Origin of the sequence: Streptomyces sp. SUK 48 (assembly GCF_009650765.1) — a bacterium.
In the GTDB taxonomy this organism is placed as follows: domain Bacteria; phylum Actinomycetota; class Actinomycetes; order Streptomycetales; family Streptomycetaceae; genus Streptomyces.
The window spans coordinates 2,055,914-2,073,652 of the sequence record NZ_CP045740.1 but is presented as its reverse complement, the minus strand read 5'-3'; the positions used below and the strand labels follow the sequence as shown (position 1 = coordinate 2,073,652).

At 73.5% G+C, this 17,739-nt stretch carries 14 protein-coding genes; 12 read left to right on the top strand and 2 right to left on the bottom strand.

The annotated features are described in order from the left end of the window. Window positions 1-78 precede the first annotated feature (78 nt). The 7 genes from GHR20_RS08760 to GHR20_RS08730 all read left to right on the top strand — a co-directional run bounded on the left by GHR20_RS08760 (window position 79) and on the right by GHR20_RS08730 (window position 7,234). On the top strand, window positions 79-972 hold the full coding sequence (locus GHR20_RS08760; protein ID WP_243877982.1) for a class I SAM-dependent methyltransferase: 894 nt from the start codon (window positions 79-81) through the stop codon (window positions 970-972). Between the two features lie 284 nt (window positions 973-1,256). Beyond that, entirely contained in the window at window positions 1,257-2,129 is an 873-nt protein-coding gene (locus GHR20_RS08755; RefSeq protein WP_153812863.1) for an AfsR/SARP family transcriptional regulator, read from the top strand. Window positions 2,130-2,199: 70 nt separating this feature from the next. Continuing rightward, on the top strand, window positions 2,200-2,664 hold the full coding sequence (locus GHR20_RS08750) for a group II truncated hemoglobin (protein ID WP_153812862.1): 465 nt from the start codon (window positions 2,200-2,202) through the stop codon (window positions 2,662-2,664). Between the two features lie 318 nt (window positions 2,665-2,982). Continuing rightward, window positions 2,983-4,206: an MFS transporter gene (locus GHR20_RS08745; RefSeq protein ID WP_153812861.1), complete on the top strand. Its 1,224-nt coding sequence runs from the start codon at window positions 2,983-2,985 to the stop codon at window positions 4,204-4,206. Window positions 4,207-4,371: 165 nt separating this feature from the next. Beyond that, complete coding sequence (locus GHR20_RS08740) at window positions 4,372-5,121, top strand: methyltransferase (RefSeq protein WP_153812860.1); 750 nt, start codon at window positions 4,372-4,374, stop codon at window positions 5,119-5,121. Window positions 5,122-5,250: 129 nt separating this feature from the next. Next, complete coding sequence (locus GHR20_RS08735; protein ID WP_153812859.1) at window positions 5,251-6,708, top strand: FAD-binding oxidoreductase; 1,458 nt, start codon at window positions 5,251-5,253, stop codon at window positions 6,706-6,708. A 118-nt stretch (window positions 6,709-6,826) separates the two neighbouring features. Continuing rightward, entirely contained in the window at window positions 6,827-7,234 is a 408-nt protein-coding gene (locus GHR20_RS08730) for a RidA family protein (RefSeq protein WP_111580985.1), read from the top strand. 125 nt (window positions 7,235-7,359) lie between these two features. Here the strand turns inward: GHR20_RS08730 and GHR20_RS08725 are convergent, their stop codons facing one another. After that, the gene (locus tag GHR20_RS08725) at window positions 7,360-7,935 is read right to left on the bottom strand and encodes a flavoprotein (RefSeq protein ID WP_153812858.1); all 576 of its coding nucleotides are present in this window, start codon (window positions 7,933-7,935) and stop codon (window positions 7,360-7,362) included. Between the two features lie 221 nt (window positions 7,936-8,156). Here GHR20_RS08725 and GHR20_RS08720 point away from each other — a divergent pair, with 221 nt between their 5' ends. The 5 genes from GHR20_RS08720 (at window position 8,157) to GHR20_RS08700 (ending at window position 16,567) form a co-directional block, all read left to right on the top strand. Continuing rightward, window positions 8,157-11,429: a non-ribosomal peptide synthetase gene (locus tag GHR20_RS08720; protein ID WP_153812857.1), complete on the top strand. Its 3,273-nt coding sequence runs from the start codon at window positions 8,157-8,159 to the stop codon at window positions 11,427-11,429. Beyond that, window positions 11,426-13,090: a GMC family oxidoreductase N-terminal domain-containing protein gene (locus GHR20_RS08715; protein ID WP_153812856.1), complete on the top strand. Its 1,665-nt coding sequence runs from the start codon at window positions 11,426-11,428 to the stop codon at window positions 13,088-13,090. The genes GHR20_RS08720 and GHR20_RS08715 overlap by 4 nt, the downstream gene beginning before the upstream one ends. A gap of 913 nt (window positions 13,091-14,003) precedes the next feature. Then, complete coding sequence (locus GHR20_RS08710; RefSeq protein ID WP_153812855.1) at window positions 14,004-14,729, top strand: alpha/beta fold hydrolase; 726 nt, start codon at window positions 14,004-14,006, stop codon at window positions 14,727-14,729. 4 nt (window positions 14,730-14,733) lie between these two features. Continuing rightward, window positions 14,734-15,876, top strand: coding sequence for an acyl-CoA dehydrogenase family protein (locus GHR20_RS08705; RefSeq protein ID WP_153812854.1), 1,143 nt, complete (start codon window positions 14,734-14,736; stop codon window positions 15,874-15,876). A gap of 97 nt (window positions 15,877-15,973) precedes the next feature. After that, window positions 15,974-16,567 carry an XRE family transcriptional regulator gene (locus tag GHR20_RS08700; protein ID WP_194858844.1) on the top strand — a complete coding sequence of 198 codons (594 nt, stop codon included), beginning with the start codon at window positions 15,974-15,976 and terminating at the stop codon, window positions 16,565-16,567. 90 nt (window positions 16,568-16,657) lie between these two features. On the opposite strand, the gene GHR20_RS08695 is transcribed toward GHR20_RS08700, so the two are convergent. Then, window positions 16,658-17,632, bottom strand: a complete 975-nt coding sequence (locus GHR20_RS08695; RefSeq protein ID WP_153812852.1) for an NAD(P)/FAD-dependent oxidoreductase — start codon at window positions 17,630-17,632, stop codon at window positions 16,658-16,660. Window positions 17,633-17,739 lie beyond the last annotated feature (107 nt).

Sequence of the window (17,739 nt, the reverse complement as noted above, 5' to 3'; positions counted from 1 at the left end):
CCGCCGGGATTCCGGAAACGGCAACAAGATTTGCCCGGCCTGCCCGGCATGCTCATGCTGGCCGCCGGAGGTGACCGTATGACCACACACCACATCGAGGATGTCGGCGGCGACGACCTCGCCGCCGGACCGGAGGCGGAACTGGCGGTGGAGCCGCACTCCGGTTTCCTGGCGGAGGCGGCCGGCTGGCTGCGGGACCTGCTCGTGCCCGCGGACCGGGTGGCGGCGGTCCGCCGGGTGCTGGACGTGGGCAGCGGGCCGGGTGCGGCCTCCTGCGAACTGGCCCGTGTCTTCCCCCGGGCGGAGGTCGTCGCGGTCGACCGGTCCCCCTCGCAGCTGGTCCGGGCGAGGACCAGGGCCGCGGCACTCGGTCTGACCGGCCGGCTCAGCACCCGGCCGGCCGAACAGCCCGAGGAGTTCGGCGCCCTGGGCCCCGCCGATCTGGTCTGGACCGGCAACGTCTGCCGTCACCTGGGCGACCAGCAGGCGGCCGTGACGAGCCTGGCGTCCGCCCTGCGCCCCGGCGGACTGCTCGCCGTCTGCGAACGCGGCCTTCCGCCCCGTTTCCTGCCCCGTGACATCGGCATCGGCCGCCCTGGGTTGCAGGCACGGCTGGACGCGGCGCTGGAGGACCGGTTCGCCGAGCGGCGGGCCCGGCTGCCCGGTGCCACCTCCGTGGTCGAGGACTGGCCGCGGTTGATGGCCGCGGCCGGCCTCGTACCGGCCGGTACCCGCACCTTCCTGATCGACCTGCCCGCTCCGCTGGGGCCGGCCGCACGCGGATACCTGCGCGCCCGGCTGGCCCGGCTGCTCGCCGAGATCGGCGACCGGCTCGACCTCGCCGACCGGCTGACCGTGGAACAGCTCCTGGACGGCGACGCCTGCACCGGCATCCTGTGGCGGCCCGACGCCTTCTACCTCAGGGCGGTCACGGTGCACACCGCGCGTCTGTGCGCGGGCCGCCGCGCCTGACCGGACCACCGGGCGCGGTATTCGGTGAGAGCGCGTTCTCTTTCCCTGTTCCGCACCGGGGGAGAACGCGCCCTTCGGCCTGCCCGAATTCCGGGAGCGCCTTCGTGCGGCACGCTCCGTCGCCCTTTTCGGGAAACGCGTGCGGTACGGCTCAGATTCTACGGTCAGCCCTACGGTGCCACCGTATTGAGGCCCCCGGCCCCGCACTCCTACGTTCCTCTCGTGGCCATCGCCACATGGAATTACCGAGACCAGGCACTTCACGGTGATATTACGGAGGACTCGTGAAGATTCAGGTTCTGGGCCCCCTGCACGCAGTGGCCGGCGGAGTTCCGGTCACCCCGGCGGCGGGAAAAGAGCGGCAGATCCTGGCGCTCCTCGCCCTTCACCCGGGGCGGCTCGTGCCGGTGACCACCCTGATCGAGGAGGTGTGGGGGCCCCGGCCGCCGCGCACCGCGCACAGCACCGTCCAGACCTACGTCCTGCGGCTGCGCCGCACCCTGGCGACCGCACTCGGCGGCGCGGACGGCCCAGACGGCGCGATTGGCCCAGACGGCTCGGGCGGTCCGGACGGCCGGTACCGCGCCCGGCAGTTGCTGGCCACCGGCCACGGCGGCTATCTGCTGCGGGTCGCGGAGGACGACGTCGACGCCTTCGCGTTCCGGCGGGCGGCCCGGGCGGGCCATACGGCCTTCGCGGACGGCGAGGGGGAGCGGACCGCCCTGCTGCTGCGCGACGCGCTGGCGCTGTGGCGGGGACCGGCCCTGGTCGACGTGCCCGCCGGGGAGCCGCTGCGCGTCCAGGCGGCCCGGCTGGAGGAGGGCAGGCTGCTCGCCACCGAGCGGCTCGTCGACGCCGAACTGCGGCTCGGCCGGCACGGCGAACTCATCGCCGAACTGGTCGAACTGACGAGCCGTCACCCCAAGAACGAGCGGCTGCACGCCCAGGCCATGGTCGCGTTCTACCGCTCGGGACGACGGTCCTCGGCGCTGGAGCTCTACCGCGCCCTGCGCCGCCGGCTGGTGGACGAACTCGGTCTGGAGCCCGCGCCGCAGCTCCAGCGGCTGCACGAGGCGATGCTGACGGTCGATCCCCGGCTGGACGTCCTCACCCAGGGCGGCAGGCCGACCCCGACCTTCGACCTGTACGCCGCCTGACCACCGCGCCACCCTCCACCCGGTCCCACCCGCCCCCTCCACCCGGTCCCACCCAGCGAAAGGCGACATCGTGACGGACCAGACTCCCACCCTCTACGAGTGGGCCGGCGGCGCCGAGGCGCTGAGCCGGCTCACGGAGGAGTTCTACTCTCGCGTTCGCAAGGACGAACTGCTCGCTCCGCTCTTCGCCCGGATGTCGGACGACCACCCCCAGCACGTCGCCACCTTCCTCGGCGAGGTGCTCGGCGGCCCGGCGGACTACACCCGGCACCACGGCGGCTACCGGCACATGGTCTCCCGGCATCGCGACCGGGCCATCGAACCCGCCCAGCGGGAACGCTGGGTGGAGCTGATGCGGGAGGCCATGGACGTGGTGGGGCTCCCGCAGGACGCGGAGTTCCGCTCGGCGTTCATCGGCTACATCGAGTTCGGCTCGCGCCGCGCCATGGCCAACTCGCAGCCGGGCGTCGGACCCGGCACTCGTACGACGGTCAAGAAGTGGGGCTGGGGCGAGGCCGCCCCCGGCGACGACTGACCGGCCGCCGCCTTGAGTGGCCGCAACCCCGACCGACCGCCCGGGGACGTCCCGGTATCGGCAACAAATGTTGTCCGCCGGCCACGCCCGGTCCCAGCATGGGCACCAGTGGTGATCACCACGAAGACGCGGATCGCCGAGGCACCGCTCAGCACGTGGCCGCGACTCCCCCCGCCCGTCAGGACGCCGCGCCACCCGCCCTGATCCGCATGCCCGAACAACCCGAACAAGGAGTTCGCCCATGCGTATGACCACTCCCGGGCCGGCGCACCGCGACGCCGCGCCGACCGGCCCCGAGCAGCCCGGAGGTGGCCGCCGATGAGCGCCCAGACCGAACAGCTCCAGGCGGCCGACGGCAAGGCCACCGGCCGGCTCCCGCTCGGGGTCTACCTGCTCGCGTTCAGCCTGTTCGCCATGGGCAGCGCCGAGTTCCTGCTCGCCGGTGTGCTCCCCGACATCGCCGACGACCTCAACATCTCGCTGTCCGAGGCGGGCGCGCTGATCTCGGCGTTCGCCATCGGCGTGGTGCTCGGCGGTCCGCCGCTGGCCGTGCTGACCCTGCGCTGGCCGCGCCGTGCCGCCCTGGTGGTCTCCCAGGCCCTCTTCGCCGTCCTGGTGGCGATCGGCCTGATCAGTGACAACTTCGCCATCCTGCTGGTCACCCGCTTCCTGTGCGGCCTCGCCTACGCCGGGTTCTGGGCGGTCGCCGCGGTCACCGCGATCAGCCTGGTCACCCCCGACCGCACCGCCCGCGCCTCGGGCGTGGTGGTCAGCGGGCTCAGCGTGGCGATGGTGGCCGGCGGCCCGGCCGGTGCGCTGCTGAGCCACTTCACCTCCTGGCAGGGCGGCTTCTGGGCGGTCGTCGCCCTCACCGCCCTCGGCGCGATCTCCACGGTCGCCGCCGTGCCCGTCACCCGGGCCGCGCAGGAGCCCAGCGTGCGGCGGGAACTGCGCACCATGAAGCAGCCGCAGCTGTGGGTCGTGTACGCGGCGACCCTGCTGAGCACCGCCGCCTACATGATCTCCTACAACTACCTCGCGGCCTTCCTCACCGACATCACCGGCATCCGTACGGTGTGGGTGCCCGCGGTCCTGGTCCTGTTCGGTGTCGGCGCCTTCGTCGGGCTGTCCATCGGCGGCCGGATCTCCGACGGACGCCCTCATCACGCGCTGCTGGCCGGCGCGGCCGGCATCCTGGCCGCCTCCGTACTGCTCGCGCTGTTCGCCCACCACGCGGTGGCCGTCGTCCCGCTGGTGCTGATCCTGGGCGTCGCGGGATTCGTGCTCAACCCGGCCATCTACGGGCGGGTGTTCACGGTCGCGGCCGGGGCGCCCACCCTCGCCGGCGCCACCGCCGTCTCCATGTTCCAGCTCGGCATCAGCCTGGTGCCCCTCCTCGCCGGCGTGGCACTCGGCGCCGGGGCCGGGCTGACCGCCATCCCCTGGCTCGGCGCCGGTCTGGCCGTCCTCACCGTCCCCGTCGTCCTGATCGACCGCACGATGACCCGGGGCCGTGCGAACGCCCCGTCCGCCGAGGGCTGATCCGGGACCCGGAAGACCGGTCCACCGGGCGACGGCCGATCCGCCGCCGCCCGCCGCCCGCCGTCCAACGGAGTTCCCGCGTCCGTCCGCACCTTCCACCGTCCGGCGCCGTGGCGCAGCACGTCCCTGACGAGCCGCGCCACGGCCTTTCCCAAGGAGGACCGAATGGACAACAAGCTCGGATACGAGCTCGGCAACTGGGTCGTGGCACAGATCCAGAGCCCGGACGGCCCGGCGCAGACGGAGTTCTCGCTGCTCGGCCGGGACTGGGAATTGCTGCCCGAGGTGTTCCCGCCGTTCACCGACCCGGGCCCCGGCCTGTTCGCCTCCTGGGTGCCGTACGAGAAGGGCAGCCGCTTCCTGGAGATGGGATGCGGCGCCGGGGTCGCGGCCGTGCTCGCCGCACAGCAGGGCGCCGAGCGGGTGCTGGCCCTCGACGTCAACGAGGCGGCGGTGGAGAACACCCGCCGCAACGCCGCCCGGCACGGCGTGTCCGACCGGGTGACGGCCCTGCACAGCGATCTGTTCGACGCCCTGGACCCGGCCGAGGTGCTGGACCTCGTCTTCTGGAACACCCCGTTCATCGAGGCGCCGGAGGACCGGCCGCCCGGCGGCGGGATCGAGCGGGCGGTCTTCGACCCCGGCTACGAGCTGGTGCGCCGGTTCTTCCGGGACGTGGTGCCCCATCTCGCGCCCGAGGGGCGGGTCTATCTCGGCACCAGCGAGGCGATGGGCAACCCGCGAAAGATGCTGGGGGCCGCCGCCGACGCCGGATTCGAGGGCCACCGGTACCGCGGCGAGACCGTCGGTCTCCAGGCCGCCGACTTCCCCGAGTCCGCGGTGGTGAAGGCCCACACCGACGAGCGCGGAATCGTGGACATGGATTTCACGATGTACGAATTCCAGCGCCGCTGACCGTGTTCCGTCCGGCCGGGCGGAAATCCCGCCGCGACACCCACCGAACCATCAGCTCAGCCCCGATGGAATTGATGTGCCTCGCCTCGATCCGGACGCTGACACAGCGCGCTGGAGGATTGGATTGTGATGAACGCCAGCGGAAAGGCAGACGGCGGTAACTTCGATGTGGTCATCGCCGGCAATGGAATCCTCGGACTGTCGCTCGCCTGGATTCTCGCCCGGCGCGGACAGCGGGTCGCCGTGCTCGGCCGGCCGGCCCGCCCCTGGGCCGGTTCGACCGCGTCCGGCGCCATGCTCGGCTGTTTCGGCGAGGTCACCACCTCCCTGCTGGCCAGCGAGCACGGCCGGGCCAAGCTGGAACTCGGCATCGAGGCGGGCAGGCTGTGGCCGCAATGGCTCGCCGAGCTGGAGGAGGTGACCGAGGGCGCCCCCGTCAAGACCGCGCGGGGCACCACCGTCGTCCTCAACACCATCGGCACGGCCGAGATCGACGACGCCAACTACCAGGCCATCCGCGCCGAACTCACCCGCTACGAGGAGCCGTTCGAGGACGTCGAGCCCGCCGACCTGGACTGGGTGGACGCCGAGCCGATCTCCCGCCCGCTGCGGGCCTTCCACATACCCGGCGAGCACGCGGTCAACTCGGCCGCGCTGCTGGAGCGCCTGGAGGCGGCCGTCGTCCAGGCCGGCGGCATCCTCGTACCCGAGTTCGCCACCCGCGTCGAGTACCGGGGCGACCGCGTCACCGGCGTCGTGCTCGCCGACGGGCGGCGGATCACCGCGGGGCATGTCACGCTGGCCGCCGGAGCCCGCACCCAGGAACTCCTGGACAGCCTGCCCGTCGGCCCTCGCATTCCCCGCCTGGTCAGCGGCTACGGCGTCTCCGCCCTGATCAGGACCGCCGACGGCACCGCCCCCGACAGCGTCGTCCGCACGCCGAACCGCTCCTTCGCCTGCGGCCTGCACGTCGTCCCGCGCGGCGACGGACAGGTGTACGTCGGCGCCACCAACGTCATCTCCGTCGACCCCCGCGACACCGCCGAGATGCGCGACCTGGTGTTCCTCCTCCAGTGCGCCCACCGCCAGGTCCGTCGCAACCTCTGGAACAGCGACGTCACCAAGGTCCAGGTCGGCAACCGCCCGGTGTCCATGGACGGTTTCCCGCTGCTCGGCGACGGCGGCATGCGCGGCCTGTCGGTCATGACCGGCACCTACCGCGACGGCCTGCACCTCTCCCCGCTGCTGGCCCAGGACTTCGCCGCGCGCGCCCTCGGCGAGGAGACCCGGGCCGACGTGGCGCGGTTCGCCCCCGTGCGGCAGCCGCTGCGGGCCGGGACCCGCGAGGAGATCGTGGACGTCCTCATCGACCACCAGATGGGCATCGGCTACGAGCAGGACTGGACGATCCCCGTCGAGTGGCACCAGTGGATCGAGATGGACCTGCGGCCGGGCACTCTCGCCTGGGCGAACGGCCTCGACCCCGAGTTCACCCCGCCGCCCGAGCTGCTCTTCGCGTCCCGCTTCGACCCGGAGCTGGTCAGCATCCTGCGCAAGTACTACGCCACGTGCCGCGAGTACAGCTGACCCACCGCGCCCGGCCGCCCGCCCCCGAACTCCCGCCCCCCGAACTCCAGAACGGCCGTGCGGGCGGGCCGGTGTCCCCGCACCCGCCCGCACGGCCCGTCGAGAAAGGACGACCCGCATGGCAGTCGAGACGATCGACCCGCCCGGCCTCCCCGAGCCCTACGGCTGGCGGCAACTGGCCGTGGGCACCGGCAGCAAGATGGTGTTCCTCAGCGGCCAGACCCCGCGCACCGCGGACGGCGAGCCCGTGGGCATGGGCGACCTCGCGGCCCAGACCGAGCAGGTCTACCTCAACATCGCCACCGGACTGGCCGCGGCCGGTGCCACCTTCGACGACGTACTCCGCCTGACCATGTACGTCGTGGACTGGTCGCTGCCCAAGTGGGAGGAGATCAGCGCGGGCGCCAAGCGGGCCGCGGCCAGGCTCGGCGTCGACGTCATCCGGCCCACCACCCTCGTCGGGGTCGCCACCCTCGCCGAACCGGACTTCCTCATCGAGGTCGAGGCCACGGCCATCGCCACCTGACCAAATCCCCGCCTCCCGACCAGGGCCGCGTCTCCTCACCAGCGTCGCCGATACGTGCGGTGCCCCGCCTCCCTCCCCGGGGGCGGGGCACCACGCGTACCGGCCGGTCCGGCCGCCCGGACCGGTCACACCAGCAGGTCCCCGATCACCTTCGCCACCGAGTCCGGCGCCGGCAGCCCCGGATGGTTGCTCGTGGTCCCCGTGCCCGGGTCGTAACCCTCGTGCCACTCCGGTTCGTTGACGAGTGCGCCGTCCTCGCGGAGCCGCGCGATGTTGCGCCGTACCGCGGGCTTTCGCCACATCTTCGCGCCCATCACCGGGAAGTAGACGACCGGACAGTCCACCGAGAGCGCCACGGTCAGCAGCCGGTTCGGCGCGGCCCCTGCCGCCGCCGACGCCAGGGTGTGGGCGGTGGCCGGGAGCACCGCGAGCACGTCGTGGTCCGCGGCCAGCCGGGAGGGCTTGTCGGTCGGCCAGTCGGCCGGCGACTCCCCGCTCACCACCCGCTCGGCGAACAGGGCGAGACTCTCGGGGGAGACGAACGACGCCGCGGTATGGGTCAGCAGGACCGTGAACGTACTGCCCTCGATGTGCCGGCGCAGCGCCTGGATATATGCGGGAAGTCCGGTCACCGCGATCGATCCGGTGGCCCCGATGAGTACGCGTTTCCCGGCCGTCCCCGGGGAGTCCTTGAATTCCATGCCCGATGATGTCGCCGCCGTCCCGCTCGCGGTCAACGGTGTGCACCCGAATTCCGGAGAGAATCCGGCGCGGGTCCAGCGGCGGTCCAGTACCGGCCAAATCCTTCGGGTGTCCCTACGGTCTCACCGTATTGAGGCCGAATGCGGCCGCTGCCTAATGTCCCTTGCGCACCACCGATGCGAAAGCCGATCAGGCATCCGACGAAAAGGGACGTGAATCGATGGAGGATCTCTTCGCGGAACTGTGTACCCGGACTGGCCACCGTGGGCCGGACCAGGACACGCCGGAACTCAAGCCGCGGCCGGAGCAGCGCCATGAACCCTTCCCGCTCACCGACATCCAGCAGGCGTATCTGATCGGCCGGCTGGGCGGCCTGGAGCTGGGTGGTATCTCCAGCCAGTACTACCTGGAGTTCGACTGCCCCGGTCTCGACCCGGACCGGCTGGCCGAGGCCCTGCGCGAGGTCGTCGCCCGGCACGAGGCGCTGCGCACGGTCACCGGACCCGACCGGACCCAGCGGGTCCTGTGCGGGCACGAAGCGGCGCCGTGCCCCGTGCGCACCACGGATCTGCGCGGCCGGCCGGCCGCCGAACAGCGGGCCGAACTGGAGCGCATCCGCGCCGAGGCGACCGGGCAGGTGCTCCCCGCCGACCGGGCACCGCAACTCGATGCCCGGGCCACGCTCCTGGACGACGGCCGCGTGCGGCTGCACCTCGCCGTCGACCTGCTCTTCCTCGACATGCCCAGCCTCTTCCGGCTGCTGCGGGAATGGCGCCGCCACTACGACGACCCCGGTCTGCGCACCCAGCCGCTGGAACTCTCCTTCCGTGACTACGTGCTGGCCCAGGAGGAGCTGCGCGAGTCCGGCACCGGCCGGGCCGCCGCCGCGTACTGGACCGAACGGCTGGACAGCCTGCCCCCGGCTCCCGAACTGCCGCTGGCCGCGGCCCCCGAACAGCTGGGCACCCCGCGGTTCGTACGACACCGTGCCACGCTCGCGCCCCAACGATGGGCGGCACTGCGGGCGGCGGCCGCCGAGCACGGGCTCACCCCCTCGGGTGTGCTGCTCGCCGCGTACGCGGAGGTGCTGCGGGCCTGGTCGCGGCGGCAGGAATTCACCCTGACCGTCACCCAGTTCCACCGGCTCCCGCTGCACCCGCAGGTGGCGGAGATCCTGGGCGACTTCCTCTCCCCGGGACTGCTCGCCGTCGGCGGAGACCCCGAGGAGACGTTCGCGCGGCGGGCCGCGGACCTCCAGGCGCGGCTCCTGGAGGACCTGGCGCACGCCACCCATGGCGGCATCCGGGTGCTGCGCGAGCTGGCCCGGCGCCGGGACGACGGCCGTGCCGCGATGCCGGTGGTCTTCTCCAGCACCCTGGGCGGCGAGGACCTCCCCGGGGCGGGGGCCCTGGAGTCCTTCGGCGAGCTGGTGTACGACCACAGCCGGACCCCGCAGGTGTGGCTGGAGAACCAGATCCTGGAACTCGACGGCCGGCTCAGCGTCAACTTCAACGCTGTCGAGGGCCTGTTCCCCGAGGGGACTCTGGAGGACATGTTCGAGGCGTACACGACGCTGCTGCACCGGCTCACGGACGACCCGTCCACCTGGCACACCACCCGCGGACTCGTGCCGCTGCCGCCCGCGCAGGCGAAGGAGCGGGCGCTGGCCAACGCCACCGCCGCGGACATCCCGCCGGCCCTGCTGCACGAGCTGGTCGCCGACGCGGCCCTGCGCCGCCCCGACGCGGTCGCGGTCGTCACCCCCGGTACGGAGACCACGTACCGCCGCCTCACCGAGGCCGCCCACCGCATCGCCCACCGGCTGCTCACCGGCCCCGCCACCGCACCCGGCGAGATCGTCGCCGTGTCCATGCGGCCGGGCGCCGCCCAGTACTCCGCGCTGCTCGGCGTGCTGCACGCGGGCGCCGTCTACGTGGCCATCGACCCGGAGCTGCCCGAGGAACGGCGGCTGCGGCTGCTGGCCCGGTGCGCGGCGCGCGCGGTGATCACCGAGCCGGACCTGCGCGAGTCGCTGCGCTGGCCGGCCGGTGTGACGGTGGTGACCGGACAGGACGCGGCCACCCTGGAGTGCTCCACCGAGCGGCCCGCCGGACGCCGGAGCCCGGACGACCTGGCGTACGTGATCTTCACCTCGGGCTCCACCGGCGAACCCAAGGGCGTGATGATCAGCCACCGCGGCGCCGCCAACACCGTGCGGGACATCAACCGCCGCTTCGACGTCGGCCCCGACGACCGGGTGCTGGCCCTCGCCCCCACCGGCTTCGACCTGTCGGTGTACGACCTCTTCGGCGTCCTCGGCGCCGGCGGCACCGTCGTCGTCCCCGACCCGGCCCGCGCCGGCGACATCGCGCACTGGACCCAGTTGCTCAGCCGCTACGGCGTCACCATCTGGAACAGCGTGCCCGCCCCCATGCGCATGTGGATCGACTCGCTCGGCGACGGCGGCGCTCCGCGCGGCTGCCGGCTGCGCCTCGCCCTGCTCAGCGGCGACTGGATACCCGTCGACCTGCCGGACCGCGTCCGGGAGAAGATCCCCGCGATGCGGGTGATCAGCCTGGGCGGTGCCACCGAGGGCTCGATCTGGTCGATCCACCACCCCGTCGAGGCCGTCCGGCCGGAGTGGTCGAGCATCCCCTACGGCAAGCCGCTCGCCAACCAGACCATGCATGTCCTCAACCAGTGGCTGGAGCCGTCGCCCGTCGGTGTCACCGGCGAGATCCACATCGGGGGGACCGGTGTGGCCCAGGGATACCTGGGCGACCCCGAGCGCACCGCCGAACGCTTCCTCGTCCACCCCGTCACCGGGGAACGCGTCTACCGCACCGGCGACCTCGGCCGCTATCTGCCCGGCGGCGACATCGAGATCCTGGGCCGCGAGGACTTCCAGGTGAAGATCAACGGCTATCGGGTCGAGCTGGGCGAGATCGAGGCCGCGCTGCTGCGCCAGCCGGGCGTGCGCACCGCGCTGGTCACCGCGCCGGCCCACACCCGCACCGGCCAGCGGCAGATCGCCGCGTACGTGGTGCCCGAGCCCGGCGCCGACCCGGACCCGGCCGCGCTGCGCGAGGCGCTGACCGCCCTGCTGCCCGGCTACATGGTGCCCAGCCGCTTCCTGACCCTGGACACCCTGCCCCTGACCGTCAACGGCAAGATCGACCACAAGGCGCTGCCCACGCCGTGGAACGACGACGCCGAGGCGGGGGACGGCCGCGTCGCGCCCCGCGGCCGGCTGGAGGAGCGGCTGTTCGCCCTGTGGTCGCGGCAACTGGGCCATGGCGACTTCGGTGTGGAGGAGGGCTTCTTCGACATCGGCGGCGACTCCCTGCACGCCGTCGGCCTGCTCACGCTGCTGCGCGCCGAGTTCGGCATGGGCACCGAGGAGGAGCAGGAGATGGTCGAGGGGCTGTTCATGAACGCCTCGATCGCCTCGTTCGCCGAACTGCTCGGCACAACAACGGAGTTGACCGCATGAGCGGCGCCCGTGGACCCGCCGCGGAGCCCCGTGAGTGGGAGTACGTGATCGTCGGTGCGGGGTCGGCCGGCGCCGTCACCGCCGCCCGGCTCGCCGCCCGGGGCTCCGGGAGCGTGCTGCTGCTGGAGGCGGGCGCCGACCAGCCGCGGCCCCGGGACCGCTCCCATCCGCTGGCCGACGCCGGCCGGCTCGTGCTCTCGGGCTACAACTGGGACTACCGGGCGAACCTGCGCACCAGCAGCCGCCTGGAAGACCTGGTCCGAGGCACCGGCACCCCCGCCGGTCCCGGCGTCGGCACCCCGGCCGGTCCCGGCGCGGGCCGGGCCGCGGCCCGCGCCCTGTGGGAACGCTTCCCCTACCAGCTCGGCAAGGTCGTCGGCGGCGGCTCCGCCGTCAACGGCGCCATCGCCCTGCGCGGCCTGCCCCGCGACTTCGCCGCCTGGGCGGCGCGCGGCAACCCCGACTGGTCCTGGGCGCAGGTCCTGCCGTTCTACAAGGACATCGAGCACGACGCCGACTTCCCCGGTCCGCTGCACGGCGACAGCGGCCCGCTGCCCGTCCGCCGGACTCCCCGCGTGCGGGTGCACGCACTGGACGAGGCGTTCTGGGCGGAGTGCGACCGGCAGGGCGTCACCACGCTGGCGGACCTCAACGCGGGCGCCGAGGCCGGGGTCGGTGCGATCCCCGGCAACACCGTCGACGGCGAACGCGTCGACGCCGCCACCGCGTTCCTCTCCGGCGCCCGCGACCTGCCCGACCTGCACCTGCGCACCGGCGTCCGGGTCACCCGGGTGCTGTTCGAGAAGAACCGGGCCGTCGGTGTGGAGACGGAGAGCGGCGGCCGGCTCGACACCGTCCGCGCCCGGCACGTCGTGCTCAGCGCGGGCGCCGTCGGGACCCCCGTCATCCTGCAGCGCTCCGGCGTCGGTGGCGCGGCACTGCTCCGCGCGCTCGGCATCACCCCCGTCGCCGACCTGCCCGGGGTGGGCCGCGACCTCGTGGACCACCCGTCGGTCGTCATCTGGTCCCGGCCGGCCGACGGCGTCTGCACCCCCGGACTGCCCTGGCGGCAGGTCGCGGCCCGCATGAGCAGCGGCTACGACGGCGACACCGACATCCAGGTGGGGCTGCTCAACAACGTGGAGAGCCACACCATCCCCGGCTTCGTGGACCGCCTCGGGTGGCCGCTCGTCGTGGGCACCTCGGTGATGCTGCTGCGCCCGCGCTCCCGGGGCCGGGTCTTCCTCGACAGCGCCGACCCCACCGCCGCGCCCGTCATCGAACTGGGCATCGGCACCGACCCGGAGGACGTGGAGCGCCTCTACCACGGCGTACGCCGGGCCTGGAGCTTCCTGCGCTCGCCGGGACTGGCCGGCCGGCTGGCGCAGACCCAGTTCTGGAGCGACCGGATGATCGCCAGTGACGGCGTGGTGCGCAGCGGCGTGCGGCACATCATGAACCCCGGCTGGCACGCGGCCGGTTCCTGCCGCATGGGGCCCGCCACCGACCCCTTCGCCGTGGCCGGTCAGGACGGCCGGGTGCACGGCACCGAACACCTGCGCATCGCCGACGCCTCCCTCTTCCCGGCGATCCCCAGCGCGCCCACCAACCTGACCACCCTGATGCTGGCCGAGAAACTGGCCCGCGGCACAAAGGAGTAAACGTGCGCCCTCCCTCCGGCCCCCCGACACCCACCCACCCCAACCTCCCGGCATCGACCCGGCCCGGCTCTCCGGCATCCACCCAGCCCGGCTCTCCGGCATCGGCCCGGTCCGGCTTCCCGGCACCCGTCCGCTCCGGCTCCCCGGCCCCCGCCCATCCCGCCCTCCCGGCATCGGCCCGGTCCGGCTCTCCGGCATCCGACCGATCCGGCCTCCCGGCATCGGTCCGGTCCGGCTCTCCGGCATCCGACCTGCCCGGTTCCCCGGCACCCGTCAGATCCGGCTCTCCGGCGTCCACCCAGCCGGGCCCCCCGGCCCCCGCCCGATCCGACCCCCCGGCACCCGTCCGCTCCGGTTCCCCGGCATCGGCCCGGCCTGGCTCCCCGGCCCCCGCCCATCCCGACCCCCCGGCATCGGCCCAGCCCAACTCCCTGGCATCGGCCCAATCCGGTTCCCCGGCGTCCGCCTTGCCCGGCCCCCCGGCACCCGTCCGCTCCGGTTCCCCGGCATCCGCCCTGCCCGGCCCCCCGGCACCCGCCCATCCCAACCCCCGGCATTAGCCCGGTCCGGCTCTCCGGCATCGGCCCGACCCTGCTCTCCGGCTCCTGTCAGCTCCGGCTCTCTGGCATCTGCCCGCTCTGGCCCCCCGGCATCTGCCCGCTCTGGCCCCCCGGCATCTGCCCGCTCTGGCCCCCCGGCATCTGCCCGCTCTGGCCCCTCGACACCCGCCCGCTCCGGCCCCCCGGCATCCGCCCGGCCCGGCCCCTCGACACCCGCCCGCTCTGGCCCCCCGGCATCTGCCCGCTCCGGCCCCTCGACACCCGCCCGCTCTGGCCCCCCGGCTCCCGCCCGGCCCGGCCCCCCGGCCCCCGCCCGCTCTGGCCCCCCGGCTCCCGCCCGGCCCGGCCCCCCGGTGCTCCTCTACTGCTTTCCGCACGCCGGGGCGACCTCGCTCGTCTACCGGAGCTGGCAGCCGCCCGCGGGTACCCGGCTGTCGGTCCGGGGCGTGGACCCCCCGGGGCGCGGGACCCGCCGTCGCGAGCGCCGCGCCGAGGGCTTCCACGCCCTGGTCCGGGCCATGGCCGAACAGGTGGTCGCCGACCTGCTGGTCGAGCGGGCCCGCACCCCCGGCGTGCGCTGGGCGGTCTTCGGACACAGCTTCGGCGCCACGACCGGTCTCGCGGTCGCCGCCGCCGTGGCCCGCCAGGTGGGTACGGCACCCGAACGCGCCGTACTGTCCGGGGCGGTGCCGCCCGCGCTCCAGCGGCCCGGGGAACTCCTCGCCGACGTGTCCGACGCGGAACTGCTCGCCCGTACCGCCGCCGGCAAAGGCACCCCGGCCGCGGTGCTCGCCGACCCCACGATGAGCCGCATCCTGCTGCGGATGCTGCGCGAGGACGACGCCGTACGGGCCGAGTTCGCGCGGGAGGCGGCCGGGCTGCGGGTGGACTTCCCGCTCACCCTGATCGCCGCCCGCGAGGACGCGTACGCCCCGCCGGAGCAGGTCTGGGCGTGGTCCGCGCACAGCACGGCCCCGGTCCGCCGGGAGGAGATCGACGGCGGCCACTTCGCGGCCGTACAGCACCCGAAGGAAACGCTGACGACCGTCGCCGAGCACACCGGCGCGGGGGAGAGGTGACCGCATGGCACGCAGGCGGTACGAGACGGCGCACGAGCAGTTCCGGGACGCGTGCCGGGAGTTCCTGACCCGGGAGGTCGTGCCGTACCACGCCCGCTGGGAGCGGGACGGCATCGTCGACCGGGAGGTGTGGCGCAAGGCCGGGAAGGCCGGCCTGCTCGGCATCGGGGTGGCGCCCGAGTACGGCGGGGGCGGCGAGCGCGACTTCCGCTACCCGGCCGTCTTCGCCCAGGAGATCATGTGGGCCCGCGCCACGGCACCGGGCTTCGTCGCGCACAACGACGTCATCGCCGGATACCTGTCCGAGCGCACCACCGAGGAGCAGCGCGCCCGCTGGCTGCCCGGCCTCTGCTCGGGCGAACTGATCGCCGCGATCGCGATGAGCGAACCCGACGCCGGGTCCGATGTCGCCGACATCCGCACCACCGCCGTACGCGACGGCGACGGCTATGTCCTGAACGGCCAGAAGACCTTCGTCACCAACGGCGAGAACTCCGATGTCGTCCTGGTCGCCGCCAAGACCGCGCCCGAGCGCGGCGCGCAGGGGATCAGCCTGCTGGTCGTGGAGCGCGGCGCCCCCGGCTTCACCCGGGGCCGGCGCATGGAGAAGCTGGGGTGGCATGCCAGCGACACCTGCGAGCTGTTCTTCGACGACTGCCGGATACCGGCCGAGAACCTGATCGGCAAGGAGAACGCCGGGCTCGCCTACCTGATGGCCGGACTGCCCCGGGAGCGGCTGAGCATCGCGACCGTCGCCGTGGGCGCGGCCGAGCGGATGCTCGCCGACACCCTGGAGTACGCGCGCACCCGGCAGGCGTTCGGGCAGACCATCGGAACCTTCCAGCACAACCGGTTCCAGCTCGCCACGATGGACACCGAACTCACCGTGGCCCAGGTCTTCCTGGACCACTGCGTCACCGAACTCAACGCCGGACGGCTGTCGGTGACGGACGCCGCGAAGGCGAAGTGGTGGACGACCGAGCTCCAGATGGACATGGCCAACCGCTGCCTGCAACTGCACGGGGGCTTCGGCTATCTGAAGGAGAGCGCGATCTCCCGGGAGTGGGCCAACGCCCGGGTGCAGACGATCTACGGCGGTACGACCGAGGTGATGAAGGAGCTGATCGGCCGCTCCCTCGGCCTGTGAGCCGGACCGCGCGGCACTGACCCGGACGCGTGATCGGCGTCCGAAAACAGCACCGTGCGTTGCGAGTTCGGGGACACGATCGGTTGTAATGAGAAGCGTGGACCAGTCCCCGACCATCGCCCAGGCCCTGTCCGAGGTCGGCCCCCGGCTCAAGCGGCTGCGCACCCTGCGGGGTGTCACGCTCGCCGCGCTGGCGGAGGCCACCGGCATCTCCAAGAGCACGCTGTCACGGCTGGAGGCGGGCCAGCGCCGCCCCAGCCTGGAAATACTGCTGCCCATCGCCCAGGCGCACCAGGTCCCGCTCGACGAACTGGTCGGAGCCCCGGAGGTGGGCGATCCGCGGGTCCGGCTCAAACCGCACCGGGTGAACGGCAACACCGTGCTGCCGCTGACCCGCCAGCCCGGCTCGATCCAGAGCTACAAGATGGTCCTGCCGGCCGGCCGCAGCACACCCGAACTGTGCACCCACGAGGGATACGAGTGGCTGTACGTGCTCTCGGGCCGGCTGCGGCTCGTCCTCGCCGACCACGATCTGGTCCTGGGCCCCGGCGAGGTGGCCGAGTTCGAGACCCGGCTGCCGCACTGGTTCGGCAGCACCGGGGAAGGCCCCGTGGAGGTGCTGAGCCTCTTCGGCCGCCAGGGCGAGCGGATGCATGTGCGGGCCCGCCCGAACCACGGTTCGGGCGCTTGAGCGCACCGCCGCTGCCCGCGCGCCGACGGGCCGGCGCCGGAGGAACACGGATGTTCCTCCGGCGCTGGAGGGATGCCGGGCGCCCGACGGTCAGCGTGCCGCGGTCACGGCCGACGCGCGATGCGCGGTGACGGCCTGCTCGATCTCCTCGTCCACCAGGTCGTGATTGAGCGCGAAGGCGGCGGCGGCCCCCATACCGGCCGCGGTCACGGCCTGGGCGCGGCTGTCCACCACATTGCCGACCGCCCACAGGCCCGGCCGGCTGGTGCGCCCGGCCCGGTCGGTGACGAGCCAGCCGCCCTCGTCCCGCGCGCAGCCGAGGCCCTCGAAAGCCGCGTCGTTCGGGGTCATCCTCGGGAAGACGAACACCGCGGCGCACTCCAGGCTCCGCCCGTCGGCGAGTTCCACCGCGTGCAGCCTGCCCTCCCGGGTGAGCACACCGGACACCGGTCCTTCGGCCACCCTGACGCCGCGCGCGTCCATCCGCTCTCGCTCCTCCTCGGTGAGCGGCTGGGTGTGCGGGACGTACACGACGTCGTGCGACCACTGGCGCAGCAGCAGCGCCTGCCCGGCGGACGCCGGGTGCACGCCCAGCACCACCAGCGGCTGGTCACGGACCTCGTAGCCGTGGCAGTACGGGCAGAAGATCACGCCCTCGCCCCACAGCGCGCGCAGCCCCGGGATGTCCGGCAGCTCGTCGCGCAGGCCCGAGGCGAGCACGACATGCCGGGCGTCCAGCGTCGCCCCGCCGGCCAGCCGGACCACGTACCCGCCCGGCTCACCGGCCTCCACCTGGTCCACCTGACCCCGCACCAGGACCGCTCCGTAGCGCGCGATCTCGGCGCGACCGGTCTCCAGCACGCTGAGCGGGGGGACCCCGTCACGGGAGAGGAAGCTGTGCATATGGGCCGAGGGTGCGTTGCGGGGCTCCCCGGAATCGATGACGGCGACGGAGCGACGGGCCCGCGCGAGCACCAGCGCGGCGTTCAGCCCACCCGCCCCGCCGCCTATCACGATGACGTCGTACGAAGTCCGGTCGGTCCTGTCGTTGAATGCGCCGGTCATGGCGATCACCTCCGCCGCAAGGGTGCGGCGGAGGCCCCGCCCGGGCAATTTTTGTTGCCGTTTCCGGAACGCGCGACCGCCCGGCCCGTTTGTCCGGGCCGCCGCGG

Coding starts and splice junctions, on each gene's coding strand:
- GHR20_RS08695 (WP_153812852.1), bottom strand. CDS start 17,632: ATGACCGGCGCATTCAACGACAGGACCGACCGGACTTCGTACGACGTC.
- GHR20_RS08745 (WP_153812861.1), top strand. CDS start 2,983: ATGAGCGCCCAGACCGAACAGCTCCAGGCGGCCGACGGCAAGGCCACC.
- GHR20_RS08740 (WP_153812860.1), top strand. CDS start 4,372: ATGGACAACAAGCTCGGATACGAGCTCGGCAACTGGGTCGTGGCACAG.
- GHR20_RS08725 (WP_153812858.1), bottom strand. CDS start 7,935: ATGGAATTCAAGGACTCCCCGGGGACGGCCGGGAAACGCGTACTCATC.
- GHR20_RS08720 (WP_153812857.1), top strand. CDS start 8,157: ATGGAGGATCTCTTCGCGGAACTGTGTACCCGGACTGGCCACCGTGGG.
- GHR20_RS08760 (WP_243877982.1), top strand. CDS start 79: ATGACCACACACCACATCGAGGATGTCGGCGGCGACGACCTCGCCGCC.
- GHR20_RS08735 (WP_153812859.1), top strand. CDS start 5,251: ATGAACGCCAGCGGAAAGGCAGACGGCGGTAACTTCGATGTGGTCATC.
- GHR20_RS08730 (WP_111580985.1), top strand. CDS start 6,827: ATGGCAGTCGAGACGATCGACCCGCCCGGCCTCCCCGAGCCCTACGGC.
- GHR20_RS08715 (WP_153812856.1), top strand. CDS start 11,426: ATGAGCGGCGCCCGTGGACCCGCCGCGGAGCCCCGTGAGTGGGAGTAC.
- GHR20_RS08705 (WP_153812854.1), top strand. CDS start 14,734: ATGGCACGCAGGCGGTACGAGACGGCGCACGAGCAGTTCCGGGACGCG.